General features: G+C 36.9%; 16 protein-coding genes and 1 other annotated feature. Of the genes, 14 read left to right on the top strand and 2 right to left on the bottom strand.

Going from position 1 to position 20432, the window contains the following annotated elements; all coding sequences use genetic code 11:
* Positions 1-64: 64 nt before the first annotated feature.
* A complete protein-coding gene (locus HZF24_RS04350; RefSeq protein WP_179237045.1) occupies positions 65-1600 on the bottom strand; it encodes an FAD-dependent oxidoreductase in 1536 nt (511 codons plus the stop codon).
* Between the two features lie 300 nt (positions 1601-1900).
* Between HZF24_RS04350 and HZF24_RS04355 the strand changes: the two genes are divergently transcribed.
* The 10 genes from HZF24_RS04355 (at position 1901) to HZF24_RS04400 (ending at position 14854) form a co-directional block, all read left to right on the top strand.
* Positions 1901-2287, top strand: a complete 387-nt coding sequence (locus HZF24_RS04355) for a VOC family protein (RefSeq protein WP_179237046.1) — start codon at positions 1901-1903, stop codon at positions 2285-2287.
* A gap of 136 nt (positions 2288-2423) precedes the next feature.
* Positions 2424-2640 (top strand) — a binding site (T-box leader).
* A gap of 37 nt (positions 2641-2677) precedes the next feature.
* Positions 2678-5803, top strand: coding sequence for an isoleucine--tRNA ligase (gene ileS / locus HZF24_RS04360; protein WP_179237047.1), 3126 nt, complete (start codon positions 2678-2680; stop codon positions 5801-5803).
* 161 nt (positions 5804-5964) lie between these two features.
* Complete coding sequence (locus HZF24_RS04365; protein WP_179237048.1) at positions 5965-6654, top strand: FadR/GntR family transcriptional regulator; 690 nt, start codon at positions 5965-5967, stop codon at positions 6652-6654.
* A gap of 248 nt (positions 6655-6902) precedes the next feature.
* Complete coding sequence (locus HZF24_RS04370; protein ID WP_179237049.1) at positions 6903-8648, top strand: M28 family peptidase; 1746 nt, start codon at positions 6903-6905, stop codon at positions 8646-8648.
* A 37-nt stretch (positions 8649-8685) separates the two neighbouring features.
* The gene (locus HZF24_RS04375) at positions 8686-9927 is read left to right on the top strand and encodes an Nramp family divalent metal transporter (RefSeq protein ID WP_179237050.1); all 1242 of its coding nucleotides are present in this window, start codon (positions 8686-8688) and stop codon (positions 9925-9927) included.
* 93 nt (positions 9928-10020) lie between these two features.
* The gene (locus tag HZF24_RS04380) at positions 10021-11730 is read left to right on the top strand and encodes an FAD-binding protein (protein WP_179237051.1); all 1710 of its coding nucleotides are present in this window, start codon (positions 10021-10023) and stop codon (positions 11728-11730) included.
* On the top strand, positions 11727-12032 hold the full coding sequence (locus HZF24_RS04385) for a 2Fe-2S iron-sulfur cluster-binding protein (protein WP_179237052.1): 306 nt from the start codon (positions 11727-11729) through the stop codon (positions 12030-12032). The genes HZF24_RS04380 and HZF24_RS04385 overlap by 4 nt, the downstream gene beginning before the upstream one ends.
* A 25-nt stretch (positions 12033-12057) precedes the next feature.
* On the top strand, positions 12058-12528 hold the full coding sequence (locus tag HZF24_RS04390; RefSeq protein ID WP_179237053.1) for an L-2-amino-thiazoline-4-carboxylic acid hydrolase: 471 nt from the start codon (positions 12058-12060) through the stop codon (positions 12526-12528).
* An 18-nt stretch (positions 12529-12546) separates the two neighbouring features.
* Complete coding sequence (locus tag HZF24_RS04395; protein WP_179237054.1) at positions 12547-13710, top strand: M24 family metallopeptidase; 1164 nt, start codon at positions 12547-12549, stop codon at positions 13708-13710.
* Between the two features lie 13 nt (positions 13711-13723).
* Complete coding sequence (locus HZF24_RS04400) at positions 13724-14854, top strand: M20 family metallopeptidase (protein ID WP_179237055.1); 1131 nt, start codon at positions 13724-13726, stop codon at positions 14852-14854.
* 95 nt (positions 14855-14949) lie between these two features.
* Here HZF24_RS04400 and aroD read toward each other — a convergent pair whose 3' ends face one another.
* Positions 14950-15705 carry a type I 3-dehydroquinate dehydratase gene (gene aroD, locus HZF24_RS04405; protein ID WP_179237056.1) on the bottom strand — a complete coding sequence of 252 codons (756 nt, stop codon included), beginning with the start codon at positions 15703-15705 and terminating at the stop codon, positions 14950-14952.
* A gap of 349 nt (positions 15706-16054) precedes the next feature.
* Between aroD and ptsP the strand changes: the two genes are divergently transcribed.
* From ptsP to rlmD, 4 genes are all read left to right on the top strand, one after another.
* Complete coding sequence (gene ptsP, locus HZF24_RS04410) at positions 16055-17803, top strand: phosphoenolpyruvate--protein phosphotransferase (RefSeq protein WP_179237057.1); 1749 nt, start codon at positions 16055-16057, stop codon at positions 17801-17803.
* On the top strand, positions 17803-18384 hold the full coding sequence (locus HZF24_RS04415; protein WP_179237058.1) for a flavodoxin family protein: 582 nt from the start codon (positions 17803-17805) through the stop codon (positions 18382-18384). Before ptsP ends, HZF24_RS04415 begins: the two co-directional genes overlap by 1 nt.
* Before the next feature lie 60 nt (positions 18385-18444).
* Positions 18445-18948, top strand: coding sequence for a PaaI family thioesterase (locus HZF24_RS04420; RefSeq protein ID WP_179237059.1), 504 nt, complete (start codon positions 18445-18447; stop codon positions 18946-18948).
* Between the two features lie 100 nt (positions 18949-19048).
* Positions 19049-20410, top strand: a complete 1362-nt coding sequence (gene rlmD, locus HZF24_RS04425) for a 23S rRNA (uracil(1939)-C(5))-methyltransferase RlmD (protein WP_179237060.1) — start codon at positions 19049-19051, stop codon at positions 20408-20410.
* Positions 20411-20432 lie beyond the last annotated feature (22 nt).

Consider the following 20432-nt stretch of genomic DNA (forward strand, 5'->3'; position numbering starts at 1 on the left):
ATATGCAAAACTAAAATCATATTTTAGTTTTGCATATATTTGACTGGAAAAAGAACTTCGTTTTTTATTGTGATATTTTTACATTATGAATCCGATCTAAGGGCTTAACTGCCGGACCTTCAAGTACATTTCCTTTTATATCGAACCTTGAACCGTGACAGGGACAATCCCATGTTTTTTCAGCTTCGTTAAATGAAAGAGAGCATTTCAGGTGAGAGCATACGGGATTGATTACAAAATAATCTCCCTTTTCATCCTTATATACACCAATCTTCATGCTGTGGTAATTTATAATTTTACCTTCTCCAACCTCAATATCATCTACATCGTCAGGGGGCGGAGCAATTCTTTTTGCAAAGGATTTTAATATGACGCCCACTGAATTAAAAAATTCCTTTGAAGATTGTGCTACTGTATATCTCGACGGATTGAACACATCAGAAAAATCATCCTCTATATTCAATATTTTATTTCTTAAAATTATGGCTGCGGCGGCAGAATGGGACATACCCCACTTTTTAAAGCCTGTTGCAACATACAAGTTATCTACGCTGCTGGAGTACAAGCCTATAAAAGGTACTTTATCGTAGCTCTTGCAGTCCTGCGTCGACCATTTTGAAACTATTTCGGCACCCGGGAAGTTTTCGTTTAAGAAATCCTCTAATTCCCTGTAGGAATCCTCTTCATTTTCCTTTTCTCCCGTACGGTGCTTTCCCCCTCCTAACAATAAAATATTTTCCTTATCAGAAAATTGATATCTCATGGAGTATACAGGTTCAGTGTGATTTATGTACATTCCTTCAAACGGTTCTTCTTTTGTTTTAGCAGCAAGAATGTATGACTTTTCCTGATACAACCTTAAAAAGTATAGCCCAAAGCTGTTGTCAAAGGGATAATGTGTCGCTACTATTACCTTATCGGCTTTTATTTCTCCTGCATCTGTTGTCACAAGATGTTTACCGTCTGAAGGTTCAATATTAAGAGCCCTTACATTTTCATAAACTTCACAATTTTCTGTCCGGTTTATAATGTTATACAGTGTATATAAATATTTAAGAGGATTAAACTGGCCTTGATTTTTAATGCCTATGGCACCCTTTGCTTCTATGGGTAGAGGAATGCTTTCGGTGTAAAAACCGTCAACTCCAAGCTTCTCGTAGGCATCAAGCTCTTTTTTTATTTCATCATGCTCCCGGTCGGTTACGGCATAGACATATGCTGTTTGCTCTTTATAATCACATTGAATATTATTTTCTTCGATTATTTTTTTATATAGCCTTATTCCTTCTTCATTGGCTTTAAGATATTTTTTAGCTTCCTCAAGAGAAAAGCTGTTTATTAAATAATCATAAATTAATTCGTGTTGAACCGTAATTTTAGCAGTTGTATAGCCGGTTACTCCATAGCCGACCGTTGTGGCTTCTATTATTCCTATTTTAAGTCCGCTGTCCTTTAACAAATAAGCAGTGTTAAGTCCGGTTAATCCTGCGCCAATTATTAAAACATCATAGCTGCTGCCGTTTACTTTATCACTATTTTGTGTAGCTTCAATTTTATTATCAGCCGATTCATGCCAATATGAACGTCTTGGGTATTCCATACACTACCTCTTTCTTATTTAATATGGTTTTAAATATTGTTTCATAAATAAATCAATTTATTCTGATATTAATTTGATGTGCAATCATGTAAAGTTACGCTGGAAGTATGTCTTATATTGTGGTAAAATTTAATTAATTGTTGTTTTGTTTTAAGACTGTAAGATAAACAGGAGAAATATGTATAGATATATGATATTTATAGTTAAGTTACAAATAAATCAAGATTAGTTAAAATATAGTACGCAAGTCAAGCAAAAAAAGCTTGTGTAATGGTATTTATATTTTGTGCAGAGGTAAATATGAAAAATTATACCCAAGTTTATGTGAAAAATAGTTTTGAAGCGGCAGAAATGTATTGCAAAGCTTTTGGCGCAGAAATTACATTTGAAGTGAAAAATGATACCGAAACTGCTTATGTACACTGTGAATTATCCGTAAATGGTGAAGGTTTTTTAGCATTAGGCGAAGCAGCAAACCCTTGTGACATAAACTTAGTTCACAAAATGAAATGGGAAACAATGACTTTTAACGTTTTTGAGATGGGAAGCGAAGAATCGGTTTATAATGCCTTTAATATTTTGAGTAATGGCGGTGTTATTATTAATCCCATTCATGAAGTTCCGTGGAGCAAATGTTGTGCCACTGTTATTGATAAATTTGGAGTGTGTTGGTGGATTTCAATTTAATAAACAAAAATAAGAATTTTGTTATTAGTTATTAAAAATATCATAACCACTTGATTGTCGAGAAGTTAGTATGGTTAAAGAAATTTATTCTTGACAATATTTTCGATTTAATGTAAGATGATACGTATATTAAAATCCAAATACAGTGATTGGAACAGTAGGCGCGGGTCGGTCTCAAAGAGATATAATCGTTTGGTGTGAGGTTATAATTCCAAATGCGTTGAAAATCATCCATGAGTATAATTTCTGAAATAACAGTAAGAAATTACGTATAAATGCGTTAAATTTTCGAGTGACATATATTTAAAGTATTTATATGTAATTTGGGTGGTACCGCGATTTTCGTCCCATGTCTTTGACATGGGGCTATTTTATTACAGGAGGAGAAGAATGAAGCAATTTAAAGATATCTCAAAAGCAGATTATAAACAGTATGAACAAGAAATATCAAAATATTGGAATGAGATTGATTTATTAAAACAAAGTGTTGAAACAAGAAAAGATAAAGAACCCTTTATTTTTTACGAAGGACCGCCGACAGCCAACGGCAGACCGGGCATTCACCACGTTATAGCAAGAACATTGAAGGATTCTGTTTGCAGATACAAAACGATGGAAGGATTTCAGGTAAACAGAAAAGCAGGCTGGGACACTCACGGACTGCCCGTAGAAATCGAGGTTGAAAAGCAATTAGGATTAAAGGACAAAAACGATATTGAACAATACGGTATCGATAAATTCAATGAAAAGTGCCGTCATTCGGTATTTACCTATGAAGCACAATGGCGCGAAATGACTGAACGTATGGCTTATTTAATAGATTTGGATGACCCGTACATCACATTGGAAAATGACTATATTGAGTCAGAATGGTGGATACTTGACAACATGTTCAAGCAGGGACTCATGTATGAAGGTCATAAAATACTTCCATACTGCCCGAGATGCGGAACAGGTCTTGCATCTCACGAGGTTGCACAAGGATATGAAGAAATAAAAACAGTAACTGCATATGCAAAATTCAAGAGAAAAGATGCAGATGAATATTTTATAGCATGGACAACAACTCCGTGGACTTTATTGTCCAATGTTACCTTAGCGGTACATCCGGAGGTTGATTATGTAAAGGTAAAAACAAAAGATAAAGAAGATGTAAAAGGCGAGGTATACATCCTTGCAAAGGCATTGGCAGATAAGGTTGTAAATGAAGAATATGAAGTGTTGGAGGAAATGAAGGGTAAAGCGTTAGAGTTCATCGAATATGAACAGCTCATGCCTTTCGTTGAAGTACCTGCAAATAAAAAAGCATTCTATGTAACGTGTGCCGATTATGTAACAACTGAAGATGGTACGGGTATAGTTCATACTGCTCCTGCATTTGGTGAGGATGACTACAACACGGGAGTTAAATACGGACTTCCTGTTTTAAATCCTGTCGACGACTCAGGCAGATTCAGAGGAACACCGTGGTCTGATATGTTTGTAATGGATGCAGATCAGCCGATATTAAAATGGTTAAAGGAAAATAACAAGCTTTATAAAAAGGAACCGGTTCTCCACAACTATCCGCACTGCTGGAGATGTCATACACCTTTATTGTATTATGCGAGACCGAGCTGGTACATTCAGATGACGAAATTAAAGGATATATTGATTGAAAATAACAATTCTGTTGAATGGTATCCTGAATTTGTCGGTGAAAAGCGTTTTGGCAACTGGCTTGAAAACTTAAATGACTGGGCTATTTCAAGAAGCCGTTACTGGGGTACTCCGCTGCCGCTGTGGAGATGTGAATGCGGTCATGTGGAAAGCATCGGCTCAAGAAAAGACTTGGCTGAAAAAGCAGTAGAAAAAATAGATGAAAACACAATAGAGCTTCACAGACCTTATGTTGATGACGTTCATATAGTTTGCCCCGAATGCGGTAAGCATATGACAAGAGTCAAGGATGTAATCGACTGCTGGTTTGACTCAGGTGCCATGCCTTATGCACAATGGCACTATCCGTTTGAAAATAAAGAAAGATTTGACGATTTGTTCCCGGCAGATTTCATATGTGAGGGTATCGACCAGACGAGGGGATGGTTCTATTCATTGATAGCAATTTCCACATTTGTTATGGGTAAATCTCCATATAAGAGAGTGCTGGTTAACGACCTTATACTTGATAAATACGGCAAGAAAATGTCTAAATCAAGAGGAAATACGGTTGATCCCTTCGATTTGTTTGACAGATACGGCGCAGATGCATTGAGATGGTATTTATTATACGTTTCACCTGCATGGTCACCTACAAAATTTGATGAGGACGGATTAAAAGAAGTATTAAGCAAATATTTCGGAACTATAAAAAATGTTTATACATTCTTCTCGCTTTATGCCAATACAGATTCTATAAATCCTAAGGAATTCTTCATTGAATACAAGGAAAGACCTGAACTGGACAGATGGATTATATCTAAATTCAACAATTTGGTTAAATATGTAAGAGAAAGCATGGGTGTTTATGACCATAACAAGTCGGTGAGGGCAATTCAGGAATTTGTAAATGAAGATTTGTCAAACTGGTATATCAGACGTTCAAGAAGAAGATTCTGGGCTACAGAGCTTACTGAAGACAAAAAGGCAGTTTACAACACTACTTATGAAATACTGGTTGGCGTTGCGCAATTAACAGCTCCCTTTGCACCTTATTTGTCTGAAGAAATATACAGAAACTTAACAGGCGAAGCATCAGTTCATTTAAGCTATTATCCTGAAGCTTGCGAAGAATTAATAGACGAAAATGTTGAAAAGAGAATGGACCTTGTAAAGGATCTCGTTAAGCTTGGAAGAAGCTCAAGAGAAAATGCGAAAATAAAAGTAAGACAGCCAATAAGAAAAATTCATATAGACGGAAAATATCAGGCATTGATAGAAGATTTAGTTCCGTTGATAAAAGAAGAATTGAACGTTAAGGAAGTTGTGTTCGAACATGATTTGAAGGAATTCATGGATTTCTCACTAAAACCGAACTTTAAGGTTGCAGGACCTTTGCTTGGAAGCAATGTTAAGCTTTTTGCCGCTGAATTAGCGAAAGCTGATTCTTTGGAAATAATCAGCAAGGTTCAGTCAGGAGAAAAATGTGAGTTAACTGTAAATGGTCAGACAGTAGAGCTTAATGATGAGCTTTTGGATATCCGTATAGCTGCAAAAGAGGGATACGATGTATCAACAGGCAACAATTTATTTACAATCATAGACACGGAGTTAACCGAAGATTTGATTAATGAAGGCTTTGCCCGTGAGTTTACATCCAAGGTTCAGCAGATGAGAAAGAATAACGGATATGAAATGATGGACAGAATAAAAATATTCTATAAAGGTACAGAAGAAATAGACAAAGCTGTTAATGAGTTTGCTGAATTCATCAAAAAAGAAACATTGGCAGATACAATTGAAAAGGCTGATGATGCTGCAATGGAAGTTCAGAACCTGAATGGAATCGACACAGGAATGAAGTTAGAAAGAATTTAAGAGAAAATCAATAAACGGTATAGGAAAAATTCCTATACCGTTTTCTGAATGCAGCCCTTGCTTGAAGTAATTAATATTGACTTACAGGCATCGGAGATGTTAATATATATATTAATATATAGAACTTGGGAAGAATAATATAATAAAGTGAGATAATCAAGATGAAAATTGGAATGAATCGTACCCTTCTTTATGAAGAAGTGGTAGAAGCATTATATAAGCTTATAGATGAACATAAGATTAAACCGGGCGATCAATTTCCATCGGAACGTGAATTAGTTAAGAAATGGGATATAAGCCGGAATGTTTTGAGAGAAGCCTTTCATATTCTTGAAAATAGAGGAATAATTATGTCAAGGCAAGGTAAAGGCAGATTCTTGCGTACTCTTCCGGATAAGGAATACGATATCAACAATGAAAGTTTATCTAAAAAGCTTGAAAGATATTCGCTTTTGGAAATTTATGAAACGCGTCAGGTTTTAGAAACAAAGGCAGTAGAATTAGTGGTGAAATATGCTTCTGATGATGATATTCGCGAAATATGTGAGTATTATGACAAGCTTTATAAAGCTTTAAAGGAAAGTGATTCTACGAACGGTGAATTTGATATGCACCGTATGTATGCGAAAAAATGCAAGAATAATTTTTTGGAACAAATCATTAATATAGCGTTTAAAACTACATTTGAGATAATGAACAGTACATTCCATGACGTTCTCATAGTACACACAGTGGAAGAAAGTATGAAGGCTCACGGAGAGATTATTGAAGGTATGAAGTGTCGTGATGCTGAACGTGCCGGAAATGCAATGAAAAACCATATCCAACGCACTATTGATATTTTGCTGTAAATAATAATATCTGTTTTTTTATTATCAAATTCTAAATCTTTCAATACATTTTAGAAGTAATAGTTTATGCTATTCATACGATAATAATTAAAAAAAAATCAGTTGACAGAATATATTTTACAATATAGAATAGAATGTGCAAACGTTTAAAATGCTTCGCCTGTATAAGAATCAAGGAAGCATTATATTTTTACAACAAGAGGGTGACCAAGTAACTTGGTTGATTAATGATTAAAAAGGAGTGCATCATGGATAACATTGAAAGAATAATTAATGAAGTAAACAAAGAGAAAGTCAGGGAAACTGTAGAGTGGCTGACACACAATACGCCTTATAGACTTGCAGGAAGCTATGATGAAAAATTTGCAGCCGAATATATAACCGATAGAATGAAGCAATACGGGCTGGAAGTTTTTAATCAGGAATTTTACACGTATAACAGCAACCCTGTCAGCTCCGAGTTAGAAATTATATCACCCATAGCAATAAAGATGGACAGCCTGCCATGTGCCCACATTAAATCTACCTCAGAAGAAGGAGAAGTTTTCGAAGTAGTATATTTGAAAAGCGGTTCTTACGATGATTATAAGGGAATAGACGTTTCGGGCAAGATGGTTCTTGTTGAAGTATCATATTCGCCTCCTGTACCTGAAAAGGCCCGGATTGCAAGCAGCATGAAGGCTGCCGGTATAATCTGTATGAACTGGGGAAATGATGAAGAGGTAATCTGCAATAGAGGATTGAAGGCTGTCTGGGGGAATCCAACCCAAAATACTTTAGAAGACATTCCCGATATAACAGGAATCAGCATAACAAGAAAAGACGGTTTAAAGATGAAGGAGCTGTGTGTTTCGGGGCAGACGGTAAAAATTAAGGTTAAAGCTGAAGCCAGCAGAGAATGGAGTAAAGTTCATCAGCCCTTAGGTATATTACATGGAAATGGCAAAAGTGAACAGTTTATTTTAGTGGCATCACATATTGATGCATGGATGCCCGGAGTAACCTGTAATGCTACCGGAAATGCTACTAACCTTGAAATCTGCCGAATATTGGCAAAGCATAAAGATGAATTAGATAGAGATATATACTTTGTTTTCTGGAACGGTCATGAAATTGCAGAAGCTTCCGGATCTACATGGTTTGTAGATAACAATTGGAATTTGATCAATGATAAATGTATCGGATATATAAATATAGATTCTACAGGAGTACGCGAAACTGAAATATTTGAAATAAAGGCATCGGATGAACTCATAGAATTTGCCGAGAGAAATGCAAACGACAGTGTTGAAATCGATGCCATCAGGGCTATGGCACTTAAGAAAATAGGAGATCAAAGTTTTATGGGTATAGGTGTCCCCGCAGTTGCGCAGAGAATGTCTTACACACAGGAAGTAATGGATCGTAATCACGGAGCTACATTGGGATGGTGGAATCATACTTGTGAAGATGGTCTTGATAAATACGATATAGAAACATTATATAAAGATACGAGAGTAACATTATCACTGATATGGAAATTGGCACAAAGCCATATATTACCTTATAACTTCAAAAAGAAATTTGAAAGCATGGAAGACAGGGTAATGGCGCTTGCACAGAAATATGGCAGTGATTTTGAGCTTGCATCATTATGCAACGAAGTATCAGAAGCTGGAAAAGCAGTTGAATTGATTCAAAAACGGGCATTTAAAATTACAGATGCAGCAAGAATAGAAGATTATAATCGCTTTGTAATGATTGTAAGCAGATTGACTACAAACGTATTTCAGACCTATTCTGAGAAGTATCAGCAAGATAGCTACGGATATACAAAGCTCTCGGCTATGGTGCCGTTGTTAGCCGATCTAGACACTCTTAACAGCTTGGATAAAGATTCCTTTGAATATGGTATGGTAGTGACGCAGCTTGTAAAAAATAAGAACCGCATATCTGATGCAATGAAACAGGTAAAAGATTTTGCGTACTTGTATGACAAAATATTGAGGATTTAATTATTAAATAAGTTATATAAAAAAGGGAGGTAATCAAATGGAAGGAAATTCAACAAAAAAATCTAAAATCAAACGTATTCTTGAAATCAGCGGACCGGGTCTTATAATGGCAGCTGCGAGTATAGGGCCTGCATCAGTAACAACGGCATCGGTTCTCGGGTCATCCTATGGCTATGCACTGCTATGGATGGTTATATTGACAATAGTTGTAAGAGCAATGTTCGTCAGAGGGGCATACGTTAGTTCACTGGTATTGGGACATCCTACTCTTGAAGCCATTCGTAAATATTATGGTCCGGCATTAGGTGTCATCACGGGTATTGCATGTCTGCTTGGAAGTGTTGCGTATCAGGTTGGTAATTTCAGCGGAACAGGAATGGGTGTAAGCTTGCTCTTTCCGGGTCTGGACTGGAAAATCGGCGGTGTTGTTATGACCTTGGCAAGCGTATACTTTATTTTAAGCAAAAATGTTTTTGTCAAAATTGAAAAGGTTATGAAAGTCTGTGTTTTCGCAATGATAGCTTGTTTTGGGATTTCTTTGATAGCGACAGGCGGACCATCTATAGGCGGGATGGCTTCAGGAATGATACCTAAATTTCCTGATCAAAAATCTATGTTTACTACTTTAGCATTTATCGGGTCTACCTGCTCACTGCCGGGTATCGTTTATGGTACATATCTTGGAAAAGAGAAAAAATGGGGACTTGAAGATATCAGAAACAATAATATTACATGGGACACAGCTGTTGGAGTAGGCTCAATCGGACTTATAGTAGTTTTGGTAATGCTTACAAGTGCTGCCGTGCTGCATCCGAGAGGGGTAACCGTAACTTCGGTTCAGGATATGGCAGAACAATTAACTCCGATAATAGGCGGAGCGGCCAGATATCTTATGGGATTAAGCTTGTTAAGTGCTGCAGTATCATCTATGATAGTAAATGCTCAGATGGGGTCTGTGCTTATTCTTTCGGGATTAGGCAAGCCATATGGTATGGAAGATAAATTAGTTCGTGTCTGTTCTTTAGTCATATTAATATTTGGATGTGTGCTAGGTGTTTCTATAGGAAAGGCACCGGTACAGATGCTGATGATTGCTGCTGCCTGTACAATTGTAAGTATGCCGCTTTTGGGTATATTCATAATTATGCTGTTAAACAAAAAAGAAATGGGAGAGTTTAAGCCGAAGCCAATTTTTAATGCTACTTTGATTATATCATATATTCTTATACTTCTTGTTACATGGAACAATATTTCTAATTTTATAACAAGATATCTTTAGAATGATATGAAAGTAGAATATCATATTGTCTATATTAATTGATGAAAAGTATAGACAATATGATTATACTTATATACAGAGGAGGAATGCTACATGAAGAATTACAATCATTTGATTACGGATGTACTGGTTATTGGCAGCGGAGGTGCAGGTATGCGCGCCGCAATCTCGGCTCACGATGATGGGGCGAATGTTATGATACTAAGTAAGGGGCGTCTTGGCGTATCCGGCTCAACTGTTACAGCATGTGCTGACGTAAGTGTAGATAGTAACAGTATTACAAAACTTCTTGGCTTTAATGGTGATATTGAAGATTCAAAAGAGCAATTTGCAGCGGATACGATTAAAAGCGGCTGGGGTCTTAATCATAAAGAGCTTGTAGATGTTTTTGCTGATCAGGCACCCCGGCGTGTTAAAGAATTGATAGATTGGGGAGCAAAGGTTGAAAACTTTGCAATATCTCCGGGACATACCTATCGTCGGGCAATTATTATCAAAGGAAACAATTTTGCTCATACTCTTGCGCGTCAGATAAGACTCAGACCTACTATACAAGTACTGGAAGGTGTAATAGCACTTGATATAATAGTCAAAGACAGATGTGCGACAGGTGTATACGCTGTAAATATAATGAATGGAGAATTCACCACAATATCAGCAAAATCAATAATTATAGCTACCGGAGGGGCAATGAATGTCTTTCCCGTAACAACGGCTCCCAATGATTTGATGGGAGATGGGATGGCTATGGCATACAGAGCCGGAGCAAAGATGGTCGATATGGAATTTCAGACGTTTCTGATGGGATGCTGTTCACCGTCTTCACTCATAGGAAACAATTACCCCTTTGTACTTATGTGCAGAGCAGGAGCTCATTTATATAATCGTGAGGGAGAAAGATTTATGGAAAAGTGGGATCCTGAACGGCGCGAAAAAAGCACACGGGATAAAATTGCCGTAGCATCGACGCTTGAGATATTGGAAGGTCGCGGAGGTCGAAATGGCGGGGTATGGGTATCCGTACGCCACATACCAAAAAATTTATTTGAATACTACACTGAGTGGTATGAAGGCAAAAAAACAGGCTTTGATGAAAAGGATTTTTTACCTGATCTGATGCAGGACGGTATAGAATCCATGCCATCGGCCCATTTTTGGAATGGCGGGATAAAAATTGACACAGATTGTTCTACAGGCATAGAAGGTCTTTTTGCTGCAGGTGAATGTGCCGGTGGTATCCATGGGGCAAACAGATTATCCGGAAATGCCATGAGTGAAATATTGGTAACAGGAAACATAGCAGGTCACAGTGCTGCTCGCACGGCAGCTTCTGCCCAAGTGACGACTCCGTCTAAAGAAGAAGAGTATGCTTATTATAAAAAACTAGAAGATATGTTTTGTGGAAATGGCAGTGAGGATCCTGTAGTACTCAAAAAGCAACTGCAAAAAACTGCCTGGGAAACAATAGGACCTGTTCGTGAACAAAAAGAGCTTGAACGTGCTATACGTATTTGTGACGAGGTGGAAAACAAGATACCGCATTTATGCTGCCATGGGGACAGAGTGTATAACAAAGAATGGATTGATGCGATGAGCCTTGCTAATATGTGTGACATAATCAGGATTACTGCGGCTGCTGCGGCTCACCGTAAAGAGAGTCGTTCAAGTCATTACCGCAAGGATTATAACAAACCAAATGATAGTATGTTTTGTAACATAACAGTGGAGAAGTCAAACGGACAGCTTAAAATGAGTAATTGCTCTGTCTCAACTCAGAAGGTACAGGGGGTGCAGCAGATATGAAAAGCAATAATAAAAATGTCAATATAAAATTGAGAAGACATGGACAGACATATGATGAATTTGAAGTACCCTTTGAAGAAGGAATGAATATTCTGTCAGCCCTGCAATATATATATGAAAATCTTGACAGGACTATAGCCTATCCGGTGTGCCTGTGCAGAATGGGAAAATGCGGAGCATGTATTATGCAGGTGAACGGGAAGTCTCAGTTAGGATGTGCCGTCAGACTTGCTGCTGATAAGCTCTATGTTATTGAGACTATAGGTAACAAGGAAGTAATAAAGGATTTAATTACAAAATAAATTAATTTATGGAAGGAAGAAAAACATGTCAGATAATATAACTCAAAGTGCTGTAAAGCAAATATCAAACCACATGGCATTATTATATTATTACCTTACTAAGGAGATGATAGATGACTTTGGGGATGATGCAAAAAAAACTATTGAAAAGGCAATAATAAAATTTGGTCGTGAGCGCGGCCGCAATATAGCAGAGAAGGTAAAAGCTGCAGGCGAAGAACTAACTATTGAAAATCTGGACAAATATTATGATATACCTATTGCTGCCGGTTGGAGTCCAAACCGCATATATGAGAAAGACTGCAAATATAATACTACCGAAAGCTGCACGTTTGCGGATGTATGGATGAAAAAAGATTGGGCGGAAGTCGGACACATATACTGCATGGTTGATACCGCTATAAGAGAAGGGTACAGCGAACATGTAATATATACGCCGGGTAAAAATATTTTAAAGGGTGACGATTGTTGTACTTCAGTCACTACTTATGAATAAATATATGGAGCAGAATAAATGAATATAAATCTTAGAAATGAATATGAACAAAGAATTGAAAAGGTCAGGATTGAAGCATCAAACAGAGGTGTTGACTGCTTGCTGATATTCGGACTCGCTCCCAGAAGAGTAGGAGATCTGATGTATCTTACGGGCCATCAGCCTATGCTGCCCGGGCATCCCCGACGATATGGCTTCAAGGGAAGAGGATATTCAGCTATTATACTTCCCGTAGAAGGAAATCCATGCGTTCTTACAACAACACCTTTTTACGAAAAAGACCTTTACATCAGTGATGTGCAGTATGGTGACAATCTCTTTGAGGATATTGCCCGGGAGATGAATAAGAGAGGACTGGGGAAGGCTGATATTGGAATAGTCGGCATGGATATATTGGCTGTTACACTTTACAACGATCTTCAGAAGGAGCTGTATCAGGCACGATTTATCCCATGTGATGATATTGTAATGAATTTAAGAGCAACCAAAAGTCCGTATGAGCTGGGTATACTTCGTGCAGGTGCACAAATTGCTGATGAAGTGGCACTGTTGCTTCGTGACTATCTCCGTCCGGGACTCAGTGAATACAACGTATATCAGTTTATTACTTCCGAGTTGACAAAACGAGGAGTTACAGGGGCTTTTGCTACATGTCAGTCAGGTATAAGGTCGGAAACGGCATATGAATTAGTTTTTGCTTCAGATAAGATAATTGATTCGGGAGATATGGTACATATGGAGATAAACGGAAAATTGGACGGATATATGATAGATATCTGCCGTTCAACCGTAGTAGGTAAAAGTTCCCCTGAGCAGATAAGAATTCTGGATTTAGTACTTCATATGTTTGACCAAGCCGTTGCGGCAATGAAGCCGGGAGTTACGGCGCAAAGCCTTGAGCGGATAACCGGTAAAATAGCATTGGACAACGGCTTCAATAAAAATCATACAAACTATTATAATGGTCCGGCTACACTATTAGGACATGCCATAGGATTGGGAGTTGATGAGCCTCCGGTGCTGGCAGAGGGTGATAAGACAATTTTAAGACCGGGAATGGTTATTACTGTTGAGCCGGGATTGTATAATACCGGTGTTGGCGGCTGTCGTATAGAGGACGAAGTTCTTGTTACGGAAAACGGATGTGAAATATTAAATACCAGCGGCAGAAAATGGTGGTAAATTGGAGATACAAATGTATTATAATGAATATTGCATAAATTTGTTGAGAAGACTGGTTTCCATTCCAAGTGAATCGCAGAATGAAGAGAATATAGCTGATTTTTTATGTTCGTGGCTGGAAGATATGGGGATGCAAGTGAAATTACAGCATATATCAGGGAAAAGCTATAATGTCATTGCAACAGCAAGAGGAAAAAGGAAAGGTAAAAAATTGCTGTTAGGAGGTCATATAGATACTGTTACGCCTAATGATCGCTGGAAATCAGACCCGTATTGTTTGAAAGAAGAGGGTAACTTTTTATATGGATTAGGTGCCTGTGATATGAAAGGCGGAATAGCTGCTCAGATTACCGTATTGAAAAAACTATTTGACAGTAATTTGGATTTTTCAGGAGAAATTGAATTTATAGGTTTGGCAGATGAAGAAAGACATTCAATTGGAGCGCATGCTTATGTTAACGGAAAGAAGGCTGAAGATTCAGCGGATTTTGCAATTTTGGCAGAACCGCATTATGATAATATAGTTATCGGTTCCACAGGTAAGGCATTACTTAAACTGGAAATAAAGGGCGTAACGGGACATGCAGCTACACCCGAATCCGGAATAAATGCAATAGACTGTATGGCTTCGCTTATAAATGCTCTGAACAATGAATACATGCCTCTTTATAAAAACAACAAAATAGGTTCGTTGTGTATTCTGAGAGTTTTTAGCAAGTATGAAGGATACAGCCTCAGCATTCCTGAAGAATGTACGTCATATTTAAATAAACAGTTAAATTCTGATGAAAATATAGATGAGTTTATTAAAAATATACATTATTTATATGAAAAATACGTTGGAAAAGGAGAATTGACAATTACTAAAGAGATTCCTTTTTACCCATCATATAAAATAAATACAGATACGGTCTATTTGAACAATCTATTAAATATTATACACAAAACCAATAATATTGTGCCGGAATTTAAAATAAACCGGAGTGTAAGTGACGGAAATTTACTTTTCAATGAATTATCAATACCAACGATACTTTATGGACCTCAAGGTGTAAATTACCATAAGGAAAATGAATATGTATTGAAAGATACAATGTTATCATATGTTGGGATATTAGAACAGTATATAAGATCAAATGATTGAATGATACAATAGTTTAAATAAAAATTAAAGGATGCATCATCATAGTTGCATCCTTTATAAATCAGTAATAAACTCTTGGCTGTCGAAGGTTATGGTTAATTATTATGTAATATCCTCATAATCTCCCTTGTATCATCAACACTCAGCTGCCCCGGTGCGGAATTATTATTCAATGACGCATAGGTAATACAAGAACCAAGAAATTCGGAAGACACCCTTGTTATGGTGCCTAAAGAACCCATGGACAAGGCAATAAACGGTCTGTCTGCTTTCAGAATTTTCATTTCCAAGCTGACAGACAATAAAGTCAAAACATCATTTTCCGACTTAGGCATTACTGCTATCTTTGAAATATCCGCCCCAAGAAGCTGCATCTTTAGCATCCGATTTAATATTTCCTCTTTACCCGGAGTTTTATAAAAATCATGGTTAGACAGTATAACCTTTGTGTTATTTTTGCGAGCTGCTTTTATAAATTCCGTTATTTTATTTTCTGATTTAAGAAGTTCAATGTCAATTAAATCCACTAATTCAGATTCTGCCACATAATTGTTTATTTTAAAATACTCATCCTCATCTATGAAATTCATACCGCCTTCGTCTTTTGTCCTGAAGGTAAAGATAATCGGCTTAAAATATATTTTACGTATTTCCTTCAGAAGCTCTATGATTGAATTTATATCAGAGTAATACTCAAAGAAATCAATTCTTAATTCAATTAAATCGTGCTCAGTTTTATTCAGTTGTTCAATTTCATTTAATATTTTGTTTTTTTCTGTGCTAACGATGGGTACACATATTTTAGGTATACCGGTACCTAACACTAAATCTCTGACCCGAACAGCTTTCATATGAACTCCTTTACTGTTTATCCTCATTGCCCCTGTAGTTTTCAACGCCATTTTGTCATTCCCAATGCCATTTCTGTCATTCTGAGAGTATCGAAGAATTTCCCCTTGGTTTTTGTCATTTCGAACGCAGTGAGAAATCTTATTTTTTTATTATTTATATTATATACCATAGCCTCAACGATTGAAATACAAATGTTAAATGAAAACATTACCATAAATAAATGTTGAAATTGCAATATTTTCGTTGACAATAGACTGTAATTAATACTATAATATTGTAGTGCAATTAATTGCATCCTACATTTATTGCGGTGCAAAAGATGATTTTAAGCAGAAAGGTAGTGAGAGTATGAAAGGATTAGGAGTTTCACAGGGTATCGGGATCGGCAAAGCTTTTATAATTGAAAAAAAGCCGATGGATATAAATAAAGTTTATGTTGATGATATCCAAAATGAAATAAATCGTCTGAGAAATGCAATGGAAGACGGTAAGAATCAATTGAATGAATTGTACTTAAAAACTCTTAATGATATAGGCGAAAAAGAAGCTCAAATCTTCAAATCTCATGAAATGATGCTTGAAGATGATACTTTTATATCGGAAGTGGAAAATAAAATAAAGAGCGAAGCGGTAAATGCCGAGTATGCCTTTAACGAAGTATCAAACTATTATATTCGATTATTTGAAAACATAGAAGATGATTATTTAAGAGAAAGATCTGAAGATATAAAGGACGTAATGTCAAGAGTACTGAAATCGTTGCTTGGCATTAAGGATACGGATTATTCAAAGATACATAACAACGCTATAATTGTGGCAAAGGATTTGACACCGTCAGATACGGCTCAATTTGAAAAAGGGAAAATTGAAGCAATGATAACCGAAATCGGAGGTAAAACCTCACACGCAGCCATAATAGCAAGAATTATGGGTATTCCCACGGTAATCGGTATAGATAATATAATTGATAAAATTAAGGACGATGACATTGTTATTTGTGACGGTAAGACAGGAAAGGTAATAGTCAACCCTAACGAAAAACAATTATTCTATTACCAACAGAAAAAAGATAAATTAGAAAAACTAAACATCGAACTGAAAAAACAAATTGGTCTGCCTTCAATTACAAAAGATAACTTTGAGGTATCTCTGGCAGCTAATATAGGTACACCTCATGACGTTGACTCTGTTTTAGAAAATGATGCCGAAGGTATCGGCTTGTTCAGAAGTGAATTTATTTTTATGAACAGAAGCTGTCAGCCTACAGAAGACGAACAATTTGAAGAATATAAAGAAGTATTGCAGAAAATGGGAGATAAGCCCGTTATTATAAGGACACTTGATATAGGCGGAGATAAAAATGTTCCTTATTTTGATATCCCGAAGGAAATGAATCCCTTTTTAGGGTACAGAGCCATAAGATTGTGTCTTGGAAATGTTGAAGTGTTCAGAACACAGTTAAGAGCAATTTTAAGAGCAAGCGTTTATGGAAACGTAAAGATTATGTTTCCTATGATTTCTACAATGAAGGAACTGAGAGACGCAAAGAAAATTTTTGAAAAATCTAAAGAAGATCTCAGGAATGAAGGAATTTCTTTCAAAGATGATATTGAAATAGGAATAATGATAGAAATACCTTCGGCAGCAATTATTTCCGACTTGTTGGCTAAGGAAGTTGATTTTTTCAGCATAGGAACCAATGATTTAATTCAGTATACATTGGCAGTGGACAGAATGAACTCAAAGCTGTCTCATTTGTACAGCCAATATCATCCTGCACTTTTAAGATTAATAAAGGGCATAATAGATAATGCACACAATGCAGGTATATGGGTTGGAATGTGCGGAGAAGCAGCAGGTGATCCAAAGCTTATCCCTATATTTTTAGGTATGGGTCTTGATGAATTCAGCATGAACTCACCGTCGATATTAAGTTCAAGATATATAATCAGGAATTTATATAAAAATGAAATGGAGCAAATAGCTAATAAGACGTTAAATATGGAAACCGCAGTAGAGGTTGAGGATTATTTAAGCTGTTTGTTTGCAGAAGACAATGACTATTTGAAAAGGTGCAACGTAAGGAGTAAAAATTAATGAACAAAAAAGTTTCAATCGTCTTTCACAGCGTATGTGGAAACAGCTACATAATGGCAAAGGAATTCTTCGATGAATTTACGAAACATAACGCAGAAGTACAAATATTAAGAGTAAATGACCCGAATTACAGTGAGCTTGCAAGGCAGTTTAATATTGCAGGTCAATATAAAGATAAAATATTAAAAATCGAAGAAGCGTCAGCAGAAAAGCTTTTGGGCAGCGACATTATTATATTCGGCTCTCCAACGTATTACGGCAATGTATCGGGAGCAATGAAAAGCTTTATGGATTCGTTTTCACCTTATTGGACCGATGCAAAGTTCTGGGGCAAAAAAACTTTTGCCTATACCACGGCGGGCAATGCCGAAGGAGGAGGAGATATGTGCTTAAACGCAATAAACATTTTTGCTCAGCACATGGGAATGATTCCCGTGCCTGCTCCGGCAGACTTATTGATAGGACAAAATTTTCCGGCCTACGGACTCATACATTATGTAGGTGATTATTCAAACTTAAGACCCAGCAGGGAAGTAGTTTTAGCAATTAAAGAAATGACCGAACGATTATTACAACTGTAAAAACATGACGACTACAACCTATGGTCGTCTTTTTTTGATAAATAACAAAGGGGGTAAAATATGAAATACAAAGTAAAAAACAAACAAAAAATAAGCAAGTACTGCTTCGTTTGCGGAACGGACAACAAAGAATCTTTACATACTAAGTTTTATGAATTGGAAAACGGTGAGCTGATGTCTGTTTCAACACCAACACCCACCCATCAAAGCTATCCCGACAGAGTTCACGGAGGTGTTATTTCCTCGGTTTTAGACGAGATTATAGGAAGAGCAATCATGATAGAAGAGCCGGATGCATGGGGTGTAACAGTCGAGCTTAACATCAAGTATAAAAAGCCGGTTCCCATAGATAAACCGATTAAATGCATTGCAAGGACAACCCGAAATACCCGCCTTTTATTCGAAGGAACAGGTGAAATAATATTAGAGGACGGAAGCATTGCAGCAACCGGACACGCGAAATATTATAAAATGAGCTTGGAGAAATTAGCAAAGGAAACCGGTGCAGATGATACATTAATGATGGATGATCTATCACAAGCACCAGAGGAAGTAGAGTATTAAAACGACAGGTGAACAATAGCGAACGTCGTCTCGTCATCCCGAGTGCAACGAGGGATCTCATCTTTTGATATTATGCATCAACCAATACTAAGGAGAAATAATGAAAAAGAACGACATTATAGAAGTAACAATTGAAGATATGAATTTTCCTAACATAGGCAAAACAACCTATGAAGGAAAAAGAATAAAAATCAAAAATGCAATTACAGGGCAAAAGGTCAGGGCAAGGATAAGCAGATCCAGAAAGGACAGCGCAGAAGCCAAGGTTGTTGAGGTTATAGAACCGGCACCATACGAAATAAAGCCGGGATGCGACCATTTTTCATTTTGCGGCGGCTGCTCATATCAGAACATCCCCTACGAAAAGCAGCTTACCATGAAAGAAAACCAGGTCAAGGGTATATTAAACGGCATCCTGTCAGAACCCTATGAATTTCTGCCGATTGTACCAAGCCCCAAAAAAACAGAATACAGAAATAAAATGGAGTTCTCATTCGGCGATGAAGTAAAAGAAGGACCCCTTACATTAGGTATGCATAAAAGAAACAGCTTTCACAGCATCGTCAATGTTAGTGGTTGTTCAATCGTAGATGAAGACTTTCGACAAATATTATGTAAGATTTTGGGCTATTTCCAAGGAAATAGTCAACCCTACTACCACAAAAGAACAAACATTGGATTTTTAAGATACCTTTTGGTAAGAAAGGCAGAAAAAACAGGACAGATATTGATTAACCTGATTACTACAAGCCAGAGCACCTTAAATGAAAAGGAGTTTGTTGACCTCATACTAAACATAGAACTCAAAGGAACAGTCAAATGTATCGCCCATTCCATCTTCGACGGTGTCGCTGACGTAGCAAGAGCAGATACAATGAAAATTCTCTACGGAGAAGATAAAATAGAAGAAGAGCTCTTAGGCTTAAAATTCAATATATCTTCCTTCTCATTTTTCCAAACAAACTCCCTCGGAGCAGAAAAACTCTACTCCATAGTCAGAGATTTCATCGGAACAACAAAGGATAAAACCATATTTGACCTATACTCCGGAACAGGAACCATCGGACAGATATTAGCCCCAACAGCCAAAAAGATTATAGGCATAGAATTAGTGGAAGAAGCAGTTGAAAAAGCCAACGAAAATGCCAAACTGAACAACCTGACAAACTGCACCTTCATAGCAGGAGACGTTCTGAAAAAGATAGACGAACTCAACGACAAACCGGATATAATAGTTTTAGATCCACCGCGAGAGGGCATTCACCCGAAGGCTATAGATAAAATAATTAATTATAAGCCGGAGACTTTTATTTACATTTCCTGCAAACCGACATCTTTGGAGAAGGACTTGCCGGTGTTTTTGAATAATGGGTATAGGGTGGAGAAGGTGCAGTGTGTGGATATGTTTCCTATGACTCCGCATACAGAAGTTGTAGTCCTGTTGCAACATCAAAATTACTAATAATTAAAAATTAGTAAACCTT

Source organism: Sedimentibacter hydroxybenzoicus DSM 7310 (assembly GCF_013403245.1).
GTDB classification, from domain to species: Bacteria; Bacillota; Clostridia; order Tissierellales; family Sedimentibacteraceae; genus Sedimentibacter; species Sedimentibacter hydroxybenzoicus.